A 16,603-nucleotide genomic window follows, 5' to 3' on the forward strand; every position below is an offset into this window, starting at 1 on the left:
TCGATCAGCTCCCTTATAGCTGTCTCGGCTAAGCCCCGAGCGGACCGGTCCTAAGCGGCCTGCTCGGGGCGCTGCTGTGTCGTGTTTTGGGCGGTTGAGCCGTCAGTCGCCCCGGTTGCGGTGGATCTCATAGACCGGGTAGGTCACCGGCGCACCATCGACCCGGCCCCGGAAGACGGTGGTGCGGGTGAACCCGGCCTTTGCCAGCACGCGACCGGAGGCGGGATTGTCGGGGTGATGCTTGGCACTCAGCCGGTCCAGATGGGTGGTGGTGAACGCGTACGCGATGACCTGCCGGACGGCGGCGGTGCCGTACCCGCGCCCCCAACTGTCTTCCCGCAGGATGTAGCTCAAGGTGGCGTGGCCAGCGCCGCGATCCCGGAACTTGATCAACCCGATCAGGTCATCACCGGCGGTGACGCCAAAACACCACCGTTCGCGGGGAGTTACCCGGGCCTGCGTGATGGCGGTGGTGACGTAGGTGGTAGCCCCCTCGATGGTCATGGGGTGGCCGCGAGTGAAGGTGACGGAAGCGCCGCTGTAGATCCTCTGCACGGCCGCGACGTCGCCGGGGACCAGTTCCCGCAGCGTGATCACTGGGTCTCCTCGATGATGGCGACCAGGTCGGCGGCGGTGGGCCGCTCGTCGGCGGCCGGTGCCATGCACGCGGTGATGATCTCCTCGAAGACGGGGAAGGACCACGGCCGGGCGTCATCGAATTGGAGGCGCTTTCCGGCGGCGATGGCGCGGAGCTTGTCCATCCGCGGGGTGTCGTCGGCGTAGGGGACGGGGCGGTGCCCGGTCCAGCACCAGAACAGGGATGCACCAAGCCCCCAGATGTCAGCCGGTGGTCGGGCCTGGACGTGGGTGTCCGCGGGGGTGGTCAGGAGGGCGTCGGCGATCTCGGGGGCGGTGGTGTGGGTCAAGGCGCCCCGGTACGGAAGCCGCTCGGTCACCTCCGGCCCGCACGACAGGGCGAAGTCGAGGAGGGCGGCGCGGCCGTCGGGGGTCACGAGGGTGTTGGTGGGCTGCACGTCGGCGTGGGCCCAACCGACGGCGTGCAGCCGTTCAAGCTGCGCCGCCCAGGTTCGGGCGACGCCCAGGAGCCACGGCCGTACCGAGGGTCGGTCGCCCTCGGGGCCGCGGGCCAGGGCCAGGGCGTTCCACAGGGGGGTTCCGTCGATCCAGCGGACCGCCAGCCACCGGCCGCCCTCCCATGCACCGGCATCGACGCGGTACTCGGGGCTGAGGGCGCCCGCCTCGGTGAGGGCGAGGAGGTGTCGGTCCTCCTGGGCCATCTCCGCGGCTTTGTCGCGTCCGGGTGCGGCCTCGGGGTTGTTGGCCTTCAACGCCACAGTGCCCCGGGAGCCGATGACCTTCCATGCGCGGGAGCCTCGCCGGTCACTGAGGAGATCGCAGGTGACCGGCCCCAACAGTGGCTCCAGAGCTGTTACTGCCTCGACGGGAGGTGCTGCGCCCATAGTCTGATGTCCTTCCAGTCGTGCCCGATATGGCTGAACACGTCGCGGCCGTCGTCCCTCGCGGACGCCACGGCAGCCGCCAGGTTCGGGGTGCGTTGCAGGAACCGCCCGTCGCGGGGCCGGACAGCGGCCCGTACCGGCAGGAACGAGACCGGTGACGGCGGGATACTGCGACCGCTGTGATCGGTGCGCTCCTCCCCCGCAGCGAACTTGCCGATCATCAACCCCACCGGCCCGTACAGGTGCTTCAGGGCCCAGTGCGGCCACTGCAACACCTCCCGTCCAGCGCCCAGGATGGCGACGTTTTCGCACACGAAAGCGCCGTGGGCACGGGTCACCAACGGCCGGACCCATTCGGCAGCCTGTACGGCGGCGTGGAACACCTCGGCCTCGACGTCCACGGCGGCGCCGACGGCTTCGTAGAGCGTCCAGCCGGTCAGGCCGCGATCGAGGGACGGGGCGAGGTAGGGACAGTGGGCAGTCACGGCCCGCACGTAGGCGACGATGTCCGACCTGGGGGTGGTGGTGCGGGGAGCGACGAGGCGGAGCGCCCCAGCACTGGGCCGGAACGCTCCGCCAACCGGCATGGCGGTCACAGGGTTGCTGCCGCCGTCTGCCGCGCGGGGGCAGCCTCATCGCCGCCGTCGCCGGGGGCCGGTGCGCAGTCCCATTCGGCGACCACGGTCCCGGTCTCGCGGTAGTGGGCTAACCCCTCGTGGTCCAGGCGCCCGTGCTGGTCAGTGAACCAGATTTCGGGCAGCGGCCCGAACAACTCCTCGTAGACACGGACCCAGGAGATCTCACCGGCCCCCACGTTCGGCGCGTGCCCGATCTGACGCCCGGCGTGCTCGGTGCAGAATGCCTGATAGTCCGGCGAGTTGAGAAGACGGTGCCATTCGGCGTCGATGGCCGGAGAGAACATTTCCGGGGCAGTGCGCCCGGCGTCGAACTGTCGGGCGGTGACCGTCAGGAACCTGCCGAGTTCGACCTGTTCCACGGTTTTGGTGCTCATGATGTGCTCCTCTCGTTGAGTTGATTCGAGTGGTGCCGGCGACTGGGCGGGGCTGTCCTCTTCTCCGGCCGGGCCTCCGGAGTTCAGGGGTGGTCGAGTGAGCCGCGAGGCTCGACCACATCGAGCAGGACCTCGACGGCCTCGGCCATCGCCACCAGGCCCATGTCCGTTCGGCCGCACAGAGCCTCGGTGAGGTGCTTCACAGACAGTGCGACCGGTTCGTCGTCACAGGCTCCGGGGCGTTGACGGACGATGGGCACCAGGACAGCAGCATGTGTCCGCAGACGGGGACGTGAGCGGTAATCCAACGGGCCGCCGGCCGCGAGAACGTTCGCGACGGTTTCGCGCGGCACAGACCAATCAAGGCGTATCACCGCGCCCCCAACGGTCCATGTGCGGCTCGGCGCGGTCGATCACTCCGTCGATGGTGTTGGACGCGGCCTGTTCGACCGGGGCATCGGGCTGCTCGATCTTGGCCGGGGCGGACGCGCCGTGGGCGTCTACGCAACCGGTGATGACCGCGGCACCGATACCAGCAGCGACGAGCGCCAGGCCAGCGAACGGCGGCCACGTCCGGTCCGGTTTCGCGTGCCGCCCGCTCATCGGCAGGCCGTCTCCTTGGCGGCCTTCCTCATGTCGATGGCCCTTCCGAGTTGGAGCGCGTACACCTCCACCTGTCCCGGCTCCAGCTTGAGGACGCTGGGCTCGGTGCGGCCGTCCCGGTGATGCACCGTTACCGCGAACGTCGCGCGGCCCTCGCTGCGGTCGTACGAGACGTCTTTCCGCTCCAACGTGATGTGACTGATCACGACTGTCTCCGTCCGGTGGTCAATCGGAGTGCAAGCCCGTCCTCACGCGGATCGGTACAGGATGGGCCAGCCAGCCGCCGCAGCCATCCAGCAGGGAGGCTGCGGATCGCGAGCCGGAATGCTGCGGCGACTGACAGTCACAGGATGCTCACTGCAAAACAAAGGAAGTACCCCATGCTGGGGTACTTCCTGACTGCTGCTCAGCTTGACAGTGACTTGCCGCCCCGTCAGGCCACTGCTTGACCCATCCATGCGGCGAGCGTCCGTACGTCCTGGCCAACACGGCGGTACTGCTGGGCGAGGAGCCGTACCGCCTCCCGGGCCATGGGGTGATAGCGGGTCTGTTGAGGTGCCACTTGGCGGGCATCCTGCAACGCCGTCAGGGCCTTGTCCCGATCGCCGACGGCAAGGAAGGCGCGCGCGGCGTCGATGTGGTGATGTCCCCGGCGGGTGCGCGGTAGCGACGGGGGCAGGCGCAGAGCACTCGCTCTCTTCGCGGCCTCATCGGCGTTCTTGAGTTCGACCTGCGCGGCGATGTCGTGTACGGCGACGTTCGCCGGGCCAAACGTGAGGTGGTAGCGCACCCGGTCTGTTTGGTCGGGGATCTGCCCTGCGAGCCGGGAAGCCTCGGTGAGGTGGTGTTCTGTGGCCTGCTCATCTCGGGCGCGGGAAGCGAGCGTGGCCTCACGTAGGCGCAGGCTGCCCAGCAACGTCACCACAGACGAAGAGGATGCGCCCGCCTCTTCGGTGAGTTGGTCGCGAGCATGGGCCAAGAGCCGGAGCCCGGCGCCGTACTCGCGGGCAGCTTGGAAACCGCCGGCTCGTGACCACTGGGCGAGCGCGACCGTCAACGGATCGGCCGACATGCCTGCTGCCCAACGCTGCCGGTCATCCAACTGCCCAGCGAGGTCCGCATATCCGAGCCGGTAGGCGAGGCAGTGCGCCATGTAGTAAGCGGAGGCCAACATCTTCGCGGCCTGGCGCTTTCCATCGCCTTCCAGCAGATGCACCGCAGCCGTCAGCTCTTCCAGCAGTTCGGGCAGCGCCAGCCCGAGGCGGGTGTACCGAGCCGCTGCACGGTGCCGGGTGGCCTCGTCGAGATCACCGGCGATGTCCGCCAGGGGGCGCGGTGTCGTTCGCCACTCCGGAGGGAGATCGAATGCACGCACCACGGTCCGGATGGCAGCAATGGGAGCGTGTGCCTTCTCGTCAGATCGTTGCTGTCCGCGGTAGGGCTGGCCGGTCAGCTCTTCCACGCTCACAGCAAGCGTTCGGGCTGCGGTAGCGAGAAAGCCGTGCGTGGGCAGGCGCTCGCCCCGTTCGACCTTGCGGATGTTCCCCAGGGAGAGGTGGGAGTGCTCGGCGAACTCACGCTGGGTGTAGCCCGCGAGGTTCCGGTAAGAGGCGATCCTCGCCCCGATGCTCTCGTCGGCATGATTGGGCATACTGGACTCCGTTTCGACTTCACCACTCGAAACGGTACCCGCGCCGGTTGGGCCGGGATACACATACGGCCCGCTTCCACTCACGCTCGGGGGCGGGCCGTTTGGCGTGCGGGCTGTGCACTTCCTCGCCACGCCGGGCGGGACATCGACGGTCGCTCTGATGCGGCGCCAGTGCCGAGGGGTTGACAAGGAGGGTTAGCAACCACCAACGCCACTTCGGCCGTGCTGCTCGGCCTCGGCGACGACGAGCGCCTGTACGCAGTCGCCGAGTGGCGCCATGACTCCCGGCAGACCCGCCGGCAGATGACCGACGCGCAGTACAGCGCCGCCATCCGTCGATGGCTGGCCGAGCAGCAGGTCGAACCAGAGTGGACGTTCGTCGACCCGTCGGCCGCTTCGTTTTCCACACAGTTGTGGACGGACGGGTACCCCGGCATCGCACGCGCCCGAAACGACGTCCTCGACGGCATCCGCAGCGTTTCAACCGCGTTCGACTCCGGCCTGCTGCGCGTCCACTCCTCATGCTCCGGCCTGCTGTCCGAGCTACCTGGCTATGCATGGGACCCCGCCGCGTCCGACCGCGGCGAAGACCGCCCGATCAAGCGCGACGACCACAGCGCCGACGCACTGCGCTACGCCGTGCACTCCACCGCGCACGAGTGGCGCCACCTGATACCCGCGCCCGCCGACCAGGAGGTGACGCCCCGTGCCGCTGCCTGACAACGGCGCCCCGTGGCCGCCGCCGACGCTCGGCCACCTGTACCGCGAGATGCGCGTCGACGACGCCTGGTACTCCGGCGACCGGCGCCGCCTGGCCGACGTCCACCAGGACCACCAGCACCGGCGCGACGGCCGCCGCCGACTGTGGGCCCGCCACCGCCACCCGCAGCCCGGCCGGCACGACACCCGACTGCATATCCCGCTTCCCGCCGACATCGCGACCACCTCGGCCGACCTCCTGTTCAGCGAACCGCCCACATTCACCGTGACCGACCCCGCGGTGCAGGCCCGGCTCGACGAGATCACCGAGGCCGGCGGCATTGCGAACACGCTGCTTGAAGCGGCCGAAGTGGCTGCCGCACTTGGCGGGGTGTACCTGCGCGTCACGTGGGATGCCTCCCTCGCTGCCCGGCCGCTGCTGACGGCCGTGCATGCCGACTGCGCCATACCGGAATTCCGCTGGGGCCAGCTCGCCGCCGTCACCTTCTGGCGTGAGCTGTCCGCGGACGGCTCCACGGTCTGGCGCCACTTGGAGCGGCACGAGGCCGGGCGCATCTTGCACGGCCTCTACCAGGGCACCACCGACAGCCTCGGCACGCGGACGCCACTTACGGAACACCCCGAGACCGCCCCGCTCGCCGAATCCCTCGGCTCCGAGGGCGACGCGATCGAGACTGGCCTCGATCAGCTCACGGCCGCCTACGTGCCCAATATCCGCCCCAACCGCAGGCACCGCGGGTCACCGTTCGGCCGCAGCGACTACCAGAGCGCGCACGACCTGTTCGACGCGCTCGACGAGACGTGGTCTTCGTGGCTGCGCGATATCCGCCTCGCCCGCGCCCGGTTGATCGTGCCTGATGGCTACCTGCGCGACCATGGCCCCGGCCGCGGCGCATCCTTCGACGATGACCGGGAGATCTGGCAGGCGCTCAGCATCCCGCCAGGCGACAACAACGCAGCAGGGATCACCCTGTCACAGTTCGCCATCAGGGTTGCTGAGCACCAGCAGACGGCCGACGCAATCATGCGGCAGGCCGTACAGCTCGCCGGATACTCCGCGCAGTCCTTCGGCCTGGGCGACTCAACCGCCGCCACGGCAACCGAGGTCACGGCCCGCGAACGCCGGTCGATGACCGCCCGAGACAAGAAGTCGCGATACTGGGCCCCGGCCCTGGCCGACATGCTTCACGTGATGCTCCGCCTCGACCGGGCCCTCTACACCCCAGCGCTGACGCCAGAACGGCCCGTGATCGTGTACGGGGACTCTGTCAGTGAGGACCCGCAGACTGTCGCGCAAACCCTGTCACTGCTCCAGCAGGCGCAGGCCGTGAGCACCGATACCAAGGTGCGTCTATTGCATCCGGATTGGGACGACGACACCGTACGGGCCGAGGTCGACCGCATCCTCGCCGAGACCGGACAGGCTGTACCGGACCCCATGCAAGCCGGCGCCCTCGACTAGTGCCGCTAGAGATAGCGTTCACCCTGCGGTAACTCCCCCGTTTCCTCGCCACACACCGAATGGGCGTACGGTGCACTCCTCGGCGAATTATTGTCCTGTCATCAGATAATGCGACCACAGATGGCCACCAAATTCACGCGAGCTTGTCCCTCAAGCCTGCGCCGAGCTCCCTTGCGCCCCCGCCACACCTCGTGCGCCCACTGCCAGCCCCTGGGCTTTCATCGTATTCATTGAGAAACTCCCTCAAGGAGCGAAATCCCCACGCCACGCCTGACCGGCAGGGCGATTCCGCCTCCGTGTGAGTGAACCCCAATGTCCACTCATCTCTCTGGGTCTCCAGCGCCAAGGAAGGCTCCTGATGCCGACACACATCGCCGCCGGTCTCGGAACCGCCAACTCGACCTACAATCCATCCGTCCAGGCAACCGAACAGGCCGTCACGCTCCACAGCGAAACAATCTTCGAGCCCGGCCTGCCCTGTGCCGACAACCCGACGCGCCTGCTGTTGTCCGACACCCTGGACGGCAACTTCCTCACGTCGTGTCTAGGCGCCATCCAGAATCCCAACCTCAACGGGGTCCTGAAGTTTTCGGACGGCACAACCAGCACCTACCACATCAGCATCCTCACCGCTGAACGCGTGGAAGGGCACGTGGTCGCCCGCGCTACCGGAACCATCAACAACGGCCCCTACGCCGAGGCCACCATCAATCGTCTCGGAATCCGCCTGGCCGGGAACGTCACAGCCTGCTTGACAGGCGGCGGTGTCTCCAATTCCACCGGCGCGGAAGTGGTCATCATCACGGGGCCATAGCATCGTGACACGTGGCAGCGAGCGGGTCCCGAGGAAAGCCGACAACTCCTTAGGGCCGCGGCAGGCCGGCCCTGAAATCATGGAGAGAAACGCTGAGCACCTCGCCGCACGCTCCCGTCCACGTTGCGCACTCCCCCGAGCACACCGGCCCCGGAACCTGTCACAGGACCGGGGCCATTCCACTGGCCGTCGAGATCAGTAGTAGCTCTGCCATTGATAGCACCGATTGCCACCCACGACAGTAGCGGTCCGACAGTCAGAGAAGCTCATCATCCACCAGCATGCCCTCCGCGAGGCCATCTAGAACAACGAGCCACACACCGAAATAAACTCACTTGAGGACTCGCTAGAGAAGGCGAAGGATGGCCCCACCCGAACCCGCAGTGACAGAACTCCTATTACCATAGAGCCCACCAGGCATCGATAGAGGCGCCAAACTCATTAAACCGTTCTTCTACTTCATTGAACCGTTGGGAGAACTGGCCGGTGAGACTAGAGAAGAAAACCGCAACAGCGTCCCAGAGGCGAGCAAAGAAGGAGCTCACCAATTCATAGGAAACAAGGATTATTCCTCGCTCATGGAGATTCTTGTTGCCGATCGCGATGAGCGCATTAGAGATGCCGACCTCACGACTAATGAATTCCTGAAGGTTCTTTCCAGCCCGCCCTTCGACGCGACTCCTGAACTCGCGAGGGTCAATTCCGCCACACCCGTCGACACTTCCCTTTCGCTCACTTACATCGCGCATCGTTCGATCTTTGTTGCACTTGACGGCGGCCTTCTCTTCGTTTCGACGAGACTCAATTAGCGCCTTAACTTCAGATGGGAGCACACAGCCGGACCTAAGGACAGTCGCCGTGATCTCGTAAGCAAGTTCATAGGTCTGAATCTGTGCGCCAGCCGAAGGGTCCAAGGCGGACGGCGCACTCGTCTCGATCGACGAAGGTAGGAGAAAATCCATACGCGCTTGCAGCGCTCCCGAATTCGCGGTTCGAATAGCCCGCATCATCGACTCAAACCCACTCTCGGGTGCGTGGGAGGTATCGACTGACCCCATGGCGTACTCCTATTTCCTGCGCCCACACCAAGACGGCATATACATGTATCCCCCGGTCGACCTCGCATTGAAACTACAGTAGAGGGATATTCGGGGGGTGCTGTGCCGATCCACCCAGGAATGGTCGAGGACCTCTCGGCCGGCGTTCGTGACCTGTACGCGGACGCCGAGCAGCGGTTGCTGGGCATTGTCGCCCGGCAACTTGCTGCTGGCCTGGAGGCACCCGGGTGGGCGGTTGCCAAGCTGCGCGACATCCAGCCGCTACGCCGGGCCGCGCAGAGCGTCGTCGCCGAACTCGCCAAGGCAACCAGCCTGGACGTGTTTGATGTGGTCGCCGAGGCGTACAACACCGGCGCCCGCGCCGGGCTTGCCGAACTCGGCGCGCTGCACGAGGGGGACGTCCGGCGGATCGCTGAAAGCACCCCGAGCGGGCGGGCCGTTGACCGGCTAGCGCACGAGACCATCGACCGCGTCACCGCCACGCACCGCGGCATTCTCCGCGGCGTCGAGGACGGTTACCGCCAGGTGGTTGCCGAGGTGTCCGCTACGCCCCTGCTCGGTATCGATACCCGCCGGCAGGCCACCCAACGCGCGATGGAGCGGTTTGCCGACCGTGGTCTGCGGACGTTCGTCGACAGGGGCGGGCGCGCGTGGTCGATGACTTCGTACGCCGAGATGGCCGTGCGCACCAGCGTGGGACGGGCCGCGGTCGAGGCGCACGGCGACCGCATCCGCGCCGCCGGGGTGTCCTTGGTGATCGTCTCCAACGCGCCGCACGAGTGCCCGCTGTGCCGCCCCTACGAGGGCAAGGTGCTGGCCCTGGACGGCCCGGACGGCTCCCGCACTGTGGAGGTCGAGCACGCCGTCGAGGACGGCCGCACGGTCCGCGTGCAGGTGGCCGGATCCCTTGATGAAGCGCGCCGCCACGGGTTCCAACACCCCAACTGCCGGCACTCCACCAGTGCCTACCTGCCTGGGGTGACCCGGGCCCCGGTCGAGCACTCCACCGACCCGGACGGGTACGAGGCAACACAGCGGCAGCGCGCGATCGAGCGGGGTATCCGGAAGTGGAAGAACCGCGCCGCAGCCTCGACCACGCCCGAGGGCAAGCGAGCGGCCGAGGCCAAGCTGCGCGCGTGGCAGAAGAGGCAGCGTGAACACCTCGCCGATCACCCCGAGTTGATCCGCCGGCGGTACCGCGAGCAGCCCGGCGCCGGGAACCTCCCGAGCAACGCGCTGCATCCGCCGCAGGACGCCGTAGAGGCCGCACGGGTGCGCGCCGGCGACGAGCGGACTCTGCCGGAGATGGCCGACGAGCAGCTCGCCGTCGCGCATGGCTCCGGGCACCTGGACGAGCGCGACCGCGGCCGGATCGAGGCCGAGGCCGACCGGCGCGACGAGCGCGACCTGCTCGACCGTGTCCGTCCGCACGGGCGCCTCGCCGAGGATCTGACCGCGTTCGGTGACTCCGAACTCGCCCGCGTGCTGCCGCACCTGGGCGACGACGACGTTCTGCGGGTGGCCGCCGAGATGGACCGCCGCGACGTGGCCGCCGGCCTGCCCGGCGCCCGGACTGACTTGATCGGGCTTTCCGACGCGCAGCTCGCCCGCCGTGCTCGGGGCGCGGACGCCGGCGAGCTGGGCGCGCTGGCTGCCGAGGCGGACCGCCGCGACCTCCTGCGGACCGTGTTCCCCGGCGGGTACCTGGCGGCCGACCTGTCCAGCCTGGGCGACGACGTCCTCGGCTGGGCCATCCGCTACGGCCGCGAGGGCGATGTCGAGAAGATCGCCGACGAACTCGACCGACGGCACCCGCCCGCCCCGCCCGCCGAGGCACACGGGGCGCACACCGTCGAGGGACAGCTCGCCGACCGGGCCGCCGTCGACGAGGCCCTCACCCCGGCCGCTGACCCGGACGACTGGGCGCACCTCGCGTTCGACGACGACCGGTACGCGGGCATGTCCGCCACCGAGCGATGGGTCGCGGAGCGTGAGGACGCCGCCGCGGCGCAACGCTCGGCCTTCTCCCGCGAGCAGATACGCGAGATGTACCGCGAGCACATCGCGGCTCAATGGCTGGAGGCCGAAAACGCGCTGCGCGGGCACCTGCTCAACCGGCGGGCCGAGGCCGACGGCATCGACCCCCGATCGCTGTTCACCGGCCCGGCACACGTGGCGTATGCGCGTGCGTCGGAGGACCTGATTCGCTGGTGGGAGACCCACCCGCGAACTACGCTGGCCGAGTACGCCGAGCAGATCACCGGCGTTCGGGACGCCGCCGCACAGACCGCGCGGCACTCCCGCAACGACCGGCAGAACCGGCTGTAGGGAGGGTCCATGGGCACCAGGGGTGATCTGGTCCGCGCGATCAACGCGGGCGCAGCGGCCGGCCGATCCGGCGACCCGGTGACCGCCTGCCCCTTCCCGTCTGGAGACCTGCGCCGCTCGGCGTGGTTGCGCGGCTACGCGAAGACGATGCGGCTGCCCGACGAGCAGCACGACCAGGAGCAGACCGCCGAGTAGGCACTGCTGCACCAACCGACCTGAAGGGCCCGCCGATGGCGGGCCCTTTGTCATGCCTGCACACCACCACGAAGGACCCGACACCCATGTCCGACACCACCACACCGACCGCCGAGGCCACGCCGACCACCGGCACCCCGGCCCCAGAGACGCCGTCCGCCCCCGTCACGTCGACGCCAGCCCCGGACCCGGCCGCCGAGCAGCAGCTCGCCGACGCCACGACGCGCGCCGAGCAGGCCGCCGCCGAGCGCGACGAGCTGCGGGCCGCCCTCGATGCGGTGACCAAGGCACTCAACCCCAACGGCGACCAGGGCGAGCAGGATCCGACGGCGCTGGCTGCCACGGTCGCCGAGCGCGACAAGCAGCTCGACCAGACCGGCGCCGAGCTGCGCACGGCGCGCGTGGAACTGGCCGCCTACAAGGCCGCCGCAGACCAGGACGCCCGCGCCGACCGCCTACTGAACAGCCGCTCGTTCCTCGACACGGTCGGCACGCTCGACCCCGCCGACGGGAAGTTCGACGAGCAGCTCGTCGCCGCGATCCGGGCCGCCGTCGAGGCCGATCCGGACCTGTACCGGGCGACGCCGGCCGGTCCGGTCCGTGGCGGCGGCGAGTTCAACGGCGCCCCGGCTGCGCCCACCAAGCCCACCACCCTCCGTGACGCCATCGCCGCCCGGCTTGGCGCCTAAAACCTAGGAAGTACCCCCATGGCAATCACTCTCGCCGACGCCAAGCTGAACACGCAGGACGACATCGACCTGCGCGTGATCGACGAGTTCCGCAAGTCCTCGTGGCTGCTGGACAACATGACCTTCGACGACGTCGTGAACCCGGCCGGCGGCGGCGCGACGCTGACCTACGGCTACACGCGTCTGGTGTCCGAGCGCGGCGCGGCTTTCCGTCCGCTGGGCACCGAGTACGGCACCGAGCAGGCCAAGCGGTCCCGCGCGACCGTCGACCTGTCCGTGCTGGGCGGCGCGTTCGAGATCGACCGCGTCCTGTCCAACCTCGGCCCGGCCGCCACCAACGAAGTCACGTTTCAGATGGGGCAGACGATCAAGTCGGCCCGCGCGTTCTTCTCCGACCAGGTCATCAACGGCACCCGCAACACCTCCAACGCGACCGGGTTCGAGGGACTGTCGAAGGTGCTCGCCAACTCCAGCACGGAGTACAAGACCGCGGCCGACTGGTCCACCCCCGCCGACCAGCCCGCAGCGCACAACGCCCTCGACTCCCTCGACGAGTTCCTCGGCCAGCTCGACGACACCCCGAGCGCGCTGCTCGGCAACAAGAAGACCATCGCCCGTATCCGCAGCCTTGCGCGCCGGGCCGGCTACTACAGCCGCGCCGAGAACGCGTTCGGGCAGACGGTCGAGTCGTACAACGGGATTCCGTTCATCGACCTGGGCGCCAAGGCCGGCAGCGCAGATCCGGTGATCGGCATCGACGCCAAGACCGGCACCACCGACCTGTACGCCGTGCGCCTGGGCCTGGATGCCTTCCACGGTGTCTCGACCGTCGGCGGCGGCTTGGTGCGCCAGTGGCTTCCGGACTTCTCCACCGCCGGCGCCGTCAAGCGCGGCGAGGTCGAACTCGGCCCGGTCGCCGTCGCGCTGAAGACGACCAAGGGCGCGGCGGTGTGGCGCGGCAGCCAGGTCAACCCGGCCGCGACGCGGGGGGAGTGATGTTGCGCCGCCTGTACGCCACCCCCGAGCAGCTCGCCGCCTACCTCGGCGAGCCCGCCCCGGACGGCGCCGAGCGGCTGCTCACCCGCGCCTCCGAGGACATCGACAGTGCCCTGCTTACGGCCGTATACGCGGTCGACGTGGACGGCGACCCGCTCGACGCCCGGGTGCGCGCCGCTCTGGCCGATGCCGTGTGCGCGCAGGTCGAGCACTGGCTCGCCACCGGCGACGACGGCACCGGCGCTGGCGGGATCTGGGACTCCGTGTCCATCGGGCCGGTGTCCCTGTCCGGTCGGTCCGGGCAGCCGCCGGGCGCCGGCGGTGTCGAGCTGGCCCCGCGCGCCGCCCGCGCCCTGCGCCGGGCCGGGCTGGAGCCGGGGGTGGTATGGACATGGTGACCCAGGTACCGGCGGTGCTGCTGCGCCACCGCATCACCGTTGAGCCGTACGCCGGCGAGGGCGCCTACGGGCCGCAGTACCGCCACGCCATCCCCAACGTCCGCGCCCTGGTGGACGACGCCCGCGCATGGTGCGCACCGCCGATGGTCGGCAGGTCACGGCAACGGCGACCGTGATTGCCGGGCCGACGCTCGACTGCCCACCCGGAAGTCAGGTCACCCTGCCCGACGGGCGCACCACCACCGCGCTCACCGTGGCTCGGCACACCGCCCCCGGCCTGCCCGTTCCGACCTGTACGGAGGTGAGTTGCGAATGAGTCCGGGAACCAACCACACCTGAGTTGCGGATTTTTCTGGGTAGCAACATGGGAGGATCCGATGTCAACTCGATGTAGATGCTTCGCTCTTCTCGCACTCAGAACTTCTTCTTCGGTCCGTAGTTCTTCTGTGGTTCCGTAGTGATCTCCTAAGTTCCATAGACATTGTCTTGCCTAGATCGTGGCTTATCTCTGATCTGTTGAGACTTGATCGAGAGTCATCTCTGACTCATACCTGATCGGGAGTCATCTCTGACTCTTAAGACTTGATAGTTGCTATGGTTGTGCCACCTGCATCGTGCACAGCGTGTACGGCAATCAGCCCCAAAAGCGGGCAATGTCCGGTTCGAGCGCCCTCCGCAAACTGGACATAATACCTGATGACGGGGCGTTACGCAGGGTAGGAGAGCGGGGCACCGTACACAGCGTGTACGGCGTCCAGGGCCCACACATGAAAGCGGGCCAAGAGCCCCGGCTGGCACCGGGGCGTCTCGGCCCTGGTGTGAGGTTGGGGTGGGTCCGGCTGACCAATCAGCAGCCGGACCTAACTCAAGGTCCGATCACCGGCATCCACCCTCAGTGCGCCAACTAGCGCATGAGCGTCACCACACACCATGCGAACGGGACCAGTGCACCCAAGATCGCAACCGCTGATCGAACCCACTTGGGCAGATCCTCGGGCGCGCGTCCGCGTCGCTCTTTCACGTGCCGTCTCCTATCGCCGAAGGGCGCCCCGCACTACGGGGCCTCCGGCCACGTCGTGGCCGGACGCTGCGGGCGATGGATCAGGCGCGCAACAGCCTACAGGGCCCACGCATCCGGAAAGGAACAACGGAGCGCAATTGGAGGCGAGTTAGAAATGAACGAACAGCGGGCACGGCTACGCTGGGACCGCCAGACCGCAACCGCCGCCATCCAACAGGCCGCCGCCCGTGGCGCGCTGCTCGGCGCCGAACACGTCCTACAGGCGAGCCGTCAGCGGGTACCGATTGCCGAGGGCACCCTCGAACGCTCCGGCGCCGCCAGCATCGATGAGCAGCAGCTCACCGCCGCTGTCTCCTACGACACCTCGTACGCCCGCCGGGTGCACGAGGATCTCAACGCCCGGCACTCCCCGGGCCGCTCGGCGAAGTATCTGGAATCCGTGCTGCCTGAGTCGGCCGCCACGGTTCAGGCGTTGATCGCTGCACAGGTTCGGCGGGCGCTGCGCTCATGAGCTACACCGCCGACCTCCTCGACGGGCTCGCCCGCCTCCTCGACTCCGCCGGGGTCGGCACCTACCGCCCCGACGGGCTGTACGGGCCGGGCGATACCGCCATCACCGTCGCCACCATGCCGCCAGCGCCGGATCGCGTGATCTGCCTGTCTGCCTACCCGGTGACCGACTCCCCCGCGCTCACCGACACCACCACCGGCATTCAGATCCGCACCCGGGCCGGCCCCGACCCGCGCGAGGTCGACGTGCTCGACGACGCGGTGCTCGACGTACTGCACGGATCCGGCCCCCACACCTGGGGCGCGGCCCGCGTGCAGCTTCTCTATCGCGTCTCGGCCGCGCCGATCGGAGCGGACTCTGCCGGCCGTATGGAGCGCAGCAGCAACTACTACGCCCGCGCCCACCGCGCGGCCCGACACCTCGAATAGGAGGCGCCACGATGGCAACCCCGACGCCGCCGGCCGAGACCGTGACCGCACTGGCCCGCCGCTACCGGCTGGAGCTGGACACAGGCAAGGACGGCCCGCCCACGTGGGCCGTGATTCCCGGCATCACCGAGTTCACCCCCAAGATCGAACCCACGCAGCAGGACGTAACCACCTACGACGCCGAGGGCTGGTCGGAGCAGGCCGTAACGATGCTTGCCTGGTCGGTCGAGGTCACCCTCGCCCACCGCGCCCACCCCACGACCGGCGTGTTCAACGCAGCACAGGAAGCACTGCGCCGGGCGTCCATGTCGTTCGGTGCCGCCTCCTACGTCCGCGTGCGGTACTACGACCGCAACGGCGCCCCGGACGCCCAGGAAGGTGCCGCCCTGGTCACATGGGAGCCCGAGGGCGGCGGGCCGGACGAAGTCGACACGATCAAGGTCACGCTTACCGGATCGGGTCCGCTGGTCGAGATTCCCAACCCGGTTGGGGACGCGCCGCCCGTGAACACCAAGGGCGGTGATGCGTAGTGGGGTTCGAGGCGCTAGACGAGCTGCTCGACGAAACGATTCAGCTCCCCATCCGGGGCACCGTCTACACCGTCCCGGCCCCGTCCGCCGAGGTAGGGCTGCGCACGCAGGCACTACTGAACGCCGCGGCGGTGGCGGCCGACGGCGGGCGCGTCGACGAGCAGGTGCTCGGGGACGCCGCCGAGCGGGACCTGTATGCCGACGTGCTCGGCAGCGCGCATGCGCAGATGGTCGCCGACGCCGTGCCCTGGCCAGCCCTCAAACACGCCGCCCTGACCGCCATGGTGTGGATCACGCAGGACAAGGCCGCGGCCGAGAAGTTCTGGAATGCGGGCGGCGACCCAAATCGAGCGGCCCCGAATCGGGAGACGCGCCGGGCCCGATCGGGCGCGGCGAGGTCGACCCCGAGTCGGGGCTCTACGAGTGGTACGAGTGGCCCGAAGGCACCCCACGCCCGCGCCCGGGGCAAGGGCAACCGCCCGCGCTGACCTGGCCCAAGCTCCTCGGTCACTGGCCGTTGATCGAGGCTGACCTGCACGAGATTTACGGCGTTGACCTCGGCGACCGGGCGCTGCTGCGGGCCCGTTCCTGGCGGTGGCTGCGCGTGCGCATCCTCGCCCTTCTCTCTGCCGAGTCCCGCCTCGCCCGCGCGCTCACACCCCCGCCCTCCGCCTCCACACCCGCGGGAGGCACGACCGTCCGGAGG

Annotated in this window: 22 protein-coding genes; 14 read left to right on the forward strand and 8 right to left on the reverse strand. The window is 68.7% G+C overall.

Going from position 1 to position 16,603, the window contains the following annotated elements:
- Positions 1–102: 102 nt before the first annotated feature.
- From JNO44_RS08455 to JNO44_RS08490, 8 genes are all read right to left on the reverse strand, one after another.
- The gene (locus tag JNO44_RS08455; protein ID WP_205362671.1) at positions 103–597 is read right to left on the reverse strand and encodes a GNAT family N-acetyltransferase; all 495 of its coding nucleotides are present in this window, start codon (positions 595–597) and stop codon (positions 103–105) included.
- Complete coding sequence (locus JNO44_RS08460) at positions 594–1,481, reverse strand: protein kinase domain-containing protein (protein ID WP_205362673.1); 888 nt, start codon at positions 1,479–1,481, stop codon at positions 594–596. Before JNO44_RS08460 ends, JNO44_RS08455 begins: the two co-directional genes overlap by 4 nt.
- Entirely contained in the window at positions 1,451–2,068 is a 618-nt protein-coding gene (locus tag JNO44_RS08465; RefSeq protein ID WP_205362675.1) for a hypothetical protein, read from the reverse strand. The genes JNO44_RS08460 and JNO44_RS08465 overlap by 31 nt, the downstream gene beginning before the upstream one ends.
- Positions 2,069–2,073: 5 nt before the next feature.
- The gene (locus tag JNO44_RS08470; RefSeq protein WP_205362677.1) at positions 2,074–2,493 is read right to left on the reverse strand and encodes a hypothetical protein; all 420 of its coding nucleotides are present in this window, start codon (positions 2,491–2,493) and stop codon (positions 2,074–2,076) included.
- Between the two features lie 83 nt (positions 2,494–2,576).
- Complete coding sequence (locus JNO44_RS08475) at positions 2,577–2,753, reverse strand: hypothetical protein (RefSeq protein WP_205362679.1); 177 nt, start codon at positions 2,751–2,753, stop codon at positions 2,577–2,579.
- Positions 2,754–2,853: 100 nt separating this feature from the next.
- Entirely contained in the window at positions 2,854–3,096 is a 243-nt protein-coding gene (locus JNO44_RS08480) for a hypothetical protein (RefSeq protein ID WP_205362681.1), read from the reverse strand.
- Positions 3,093–3,302: a hypothetical protein gene (locus tag JNO44_RS08485; RefSeq protein ID WP_205362683.1), complete on the reverse strand. Its 210-nt coding sequence runs from the start codon at positions 3,300–3,302 to the stop codon at positions 3,093–3,095. The genes JNO44_RS08480 and JNO44_RS08485 overlap by 4 nt, the downstream gene beginning before the upstream one ends.
- A gap of 227 nt (positions 3,303–3,529) precedes the next feature.
- Positions 3,530–4,747 (reverse strand): helix-turn-helix domain-containing protein, encoded by a 1,218-nt coding sequence (locus tag JNO44_RS08490; RefSeq protein WP_205362684.1) that lies wholly within the window; start codon positions 4,745–4,747, stop codon positions 3,530–3,532.
- 222 nt (positions 4,748–4,969) lie between these two features.
- On the opposite strand from JNO44_RS08490, the gene JNO44_RS08495 reads away from it, so the two are divergent.
- The 14 genes from JNO44_RS08495 to JNO44_RS08560 all read left to right on the forward strand — a co-directional run bounded on the left by JNO44_RS08495 (position 4,970) and on the right by JNO44_RS08560 (position 16,385).
- Entirely contained in the window at positions 4,970–5,467 is a 498-nt protein-coding gene (locus JNO44_RS08495; protein WP_205362685.1) for a hypothetical protein, read from the forward strand.
- Positions 5,454–6,929: a phage portal protein gene (locus tag JNO44_RS08500; RefSeq protein WP_240167489.1), complete on the forward strand. Its 1,476-nt coding sequence runs from the start codon at positions 5,454–5,456 to the stop codon at positions 6,927–6,929. The genes JNO44_RS08495 and JNO44_RS08500 overlap by 14 nt, the downstream gene beginning before the upstream one ends.
- A 358-nt stretch (positions 6,930–7,287) precedes the next feature.
- The gene (locus tag JNO44_RS08505; RefSeq protein ID WP_205362686.1) at positions 7,288–7,743 is read left to right on the forward strand and encodes a hypothetical protein; all 456 of its coding nucleotides are present in this window, start codon (positions 7,288–7,290) and stop codon (positions 7,741–7,743) included.
- A 470-nt stretch (positions 7,744–8,213) separates the two neighbouring features.
- A complete protein-coding gene (locus JNO44_RS08510; RefSeq protein WP_205362687.1) occupies positions 8,214–8,552 on the forward strand; it encodes a hypothetical protein in 339 nt (112 codons plus the stop codon).
- 369 nt (positions 8,553–8,921) lie between these two features.
- Positions 8,922–11,129 carry a phage minor capsid protein gene (locus JNO44_RS08515; RefSeq protein WP_205362688.1) on the forward strand — a complete coding sequence of 736 codons (2,208 nt, stop codon included), beginning with the start codon at positions 8,922–8,924 and terminating at the stop codon, positions 11,127–11,129.
- A gap of 9 nt (positions 11,130–11,138) precedes the next feature.
- The gene (locus tag JNO44_RS08520; protein ID WP_205362689.1) at positions 11,139–11,324 is read left to right on the forward strand and encodes an Rmf/CrpP fold protein; all 186 of its coding nucleotides are present in this window, start codon (positions 11,139–11,141) and stop codon (positions 11,322–11,324) included.
- Positions 11,325–11,410: 86 nt separating this feature from the next.
- On the forward strand, positions 11,411–12,013 hold the full coding sequence (locus tag JNO44_RS08525) for a hypothetical protein (RefSeq protein ID WP_205362690.1): 603 nt from the start codon (positions 11,411–11,413) through the stop codon (positions 12,011–12,013).
- Between the two features lie 18 nt (positions 12,014–12,031).
- Complete coding sequence (locus JNO44_RS08530; RefSeq protein WP_205362692.1) at positions 12,032–13,009, forward strand: major capsid protein; 978 nt, start codon at positions 12,032–12,034, stop codon at positions 13,007–13,009.
- The gene (locus JNO44_RS08535; RefSeq protein WP_205362693.1) at positions 13,009–13,407 is read left to right on the forward strand and encodes a hypothetical protein; all 399 of its coding nucleotides are present in this window, start codon (positions 13,009–13,011) and stop codon (positions 13,405–13,407) included. The genes JNO44_RS08530 and JNO44_RS08535 overlap by 1 nt, the downstream gene beginning before the upstream one ends.
- Positions 13,401–13,583 carry a hypothetical protein gene (locus JNO44_RS43300; RefSeq protein WP_240167490.1) on the forward strand — a complete coding sequence of 61 codons (183 nt, stop codon included), beginning with the start codon at positions 13,401–13,403 and terminating at the stop codon, positions 13,581–13,583. The genes JNO44_RS08535 and JNO44_RS43300 overlap by 7 nt, the downstream gene beginning before the upstream one ends.
- 999 nt (positions 13,584–14,582) lie before the next feature.
- The gene (locus JNO44_RS08545) at positions 14,583–14,939 is read left to right on the forward strand and encodes a hypothetical protein (protein WP_205362695.1); all 357 of its coding nucleotides are present in this window, start codon (positions 14,583–14,585) and stop codon (positions 14,937–14,939) included.
- Positions 14,936–15,367 carry a minor capsid protein gene (locus JNO44_RS08550; RefSeq protein ID WP_039638355.1) on the forward strand — a complete coding sequence of 144 codons (432 nt, stop codon included), beginning with the start codon at positions 14,936–14,938 and terminating at the stop codon, positions 15,365–15,367. The genes JNO44_RS08545 and JNO44_RS08550 overlap by 4 nt, the downstream gene beginning before the upstream one ends.
- 11 nt (positions 15,368–15,378) lie before the next feature.
- The gene (locus JNO44_RS08555) at positions 15,379–15,897 is read left to right on the forward strand and encodes a phage tail tube protein (protein ID WP_205362697.1); all 519 of its coding nucleotides are present in this window, start codon (positions 15,379–15,381) and stop codon (positions 15,895–15,897) included.
- On the forward strand, positions 15,897–16,385 hold the full coding sequence (locus JNO44_RS08560) for a DUF7426 family protein (protein WP_205362698.1): 489 nt from the start codon (positions 15,897–15,899) through the stop codon (positions 16,383–16,385). The genes JNO44_RS08555 and JNO44_RS08560 overlap by 1 nt, the downstream gene beginning before the upstream one ends.
- Positions 16,386–16,603: the final 218 nt, after the last annotated feature.

Source organism: Streptomyces noursei, assembly GCF_016917755.1.
In the GTDB taxonomy this organism is placed as follows: domain Bacteria; phylum Actinomycetota; class Actinomycetes; order Streptomycetales; family Streptomycetaceae; genus Streptomyces; species Streptomyces yunnanensis.

Bases quoted from the DNA above. Each gene is read 5' to 3' on its own strand.
- JNO44_RS08460 (WP_205362673.1), bottom strand. From the start codon at position 1,481: ATGGGCGCAGCACCTCCCGTCGAGGCAGTAACAGCTCTGGAGCCACTG.
- JNO44_RS08465 (WP_205362675.1), bottom strand. From the start codon at position 2,068: ATGCCGGTTGGCGGAGCGTTCCGGCCCAGTGCTGGGGCGCTCCGCCTC.
- JNO44_RS08470 (WP_205362677.1), bottom strand. From the start codon at position 2,493: ATGAGCACCAAAACCGTGGAACAGGTCGAACTCGGCAGGTTCCTGACG.
- JNO44_RS08480 (WP_205362681.1), bottom strand. From the start codon at position 3,096: ATGAGCGGGCGGCACGCGAAACCGGACCGGACGTGGCCGCCGTTCGCT.
- JNO44_RS08490 (WP_205362684.1), bottom strand. From the start codon at position 4,747: ATGCCCAATCATGCCGACGAGAGCATCGGGGCGAGGATCGCCTCTTAC.
- JNO44_RS08505 (WP_205362686.1), top strand. From the start codon at position 7,288: ATGCCGACACACATCGCCGCCGGTCTCGGAACCGCCAACTCGACCTAC.
- JNO44_RS08515 (WP_205362688.1), top strand. From the start codon at position 8,922: ATGGTCGAGGACCTCTCGGCCGGCGTTCGTGACCTGTACGCGGACGCC.
- JNO44_RS08520 (WP_205362689.1), top strand. From the start codon at position 11,139: ATGGGCACCAGGGGTGATCTGGTCCGCGCGATCAACGCGGGCGCAGCG.
- JNO44_RS08525 (WP_205362690.1), top strand. From the start codon at position 11,411: ATGTCCGACACCACCACACCGACCGCCGAGGCCACGCCGACCACCGGC.
- JNO44_RS08530 (WP_205362692.1), top strand. From the start codon at position 12,032: ATGGCAATCACTCTCGCCGACGCCAAGCTGAACACGCAGGACGACATC.
- JNO44_RS08535 (WP_205362693.1), top strand. From the start codon at position 13,009: ATGTTGCGCCGCCTGTACGCCACCCCCGAGCAGCTCGCCGCCTACCTC.
- JNO44_RS43300 (WP_240167490.1), top strand. From the start codon at position 13,401: ATGGTGACCCAGGTACCGGCGGTGCTGCTGCGCCACCGCATCACCGTT.
- JNO44_RS08545 (WP_205362695.1), top strand. From the start codon at position 14,583: ATGAACGAACAGCGGGCACGGCTACGCTGGGACCGCCAGACCGCAACC.
- JNO44_RS08550 (WP_039638355.1), top strand. From the start codon at position 14,936: ATGAGCTACACCGCCGACCTCCTCGACGGGCTCGCCCGCCTCCTCGAC.
- JNO44_RS08555 (WP_205362697.1), top strand. From the start codon at position 15,379: ATGGCAACCCCGACGCCGCCGGCCGAGACCGTGACCGCACTGGCCCGC.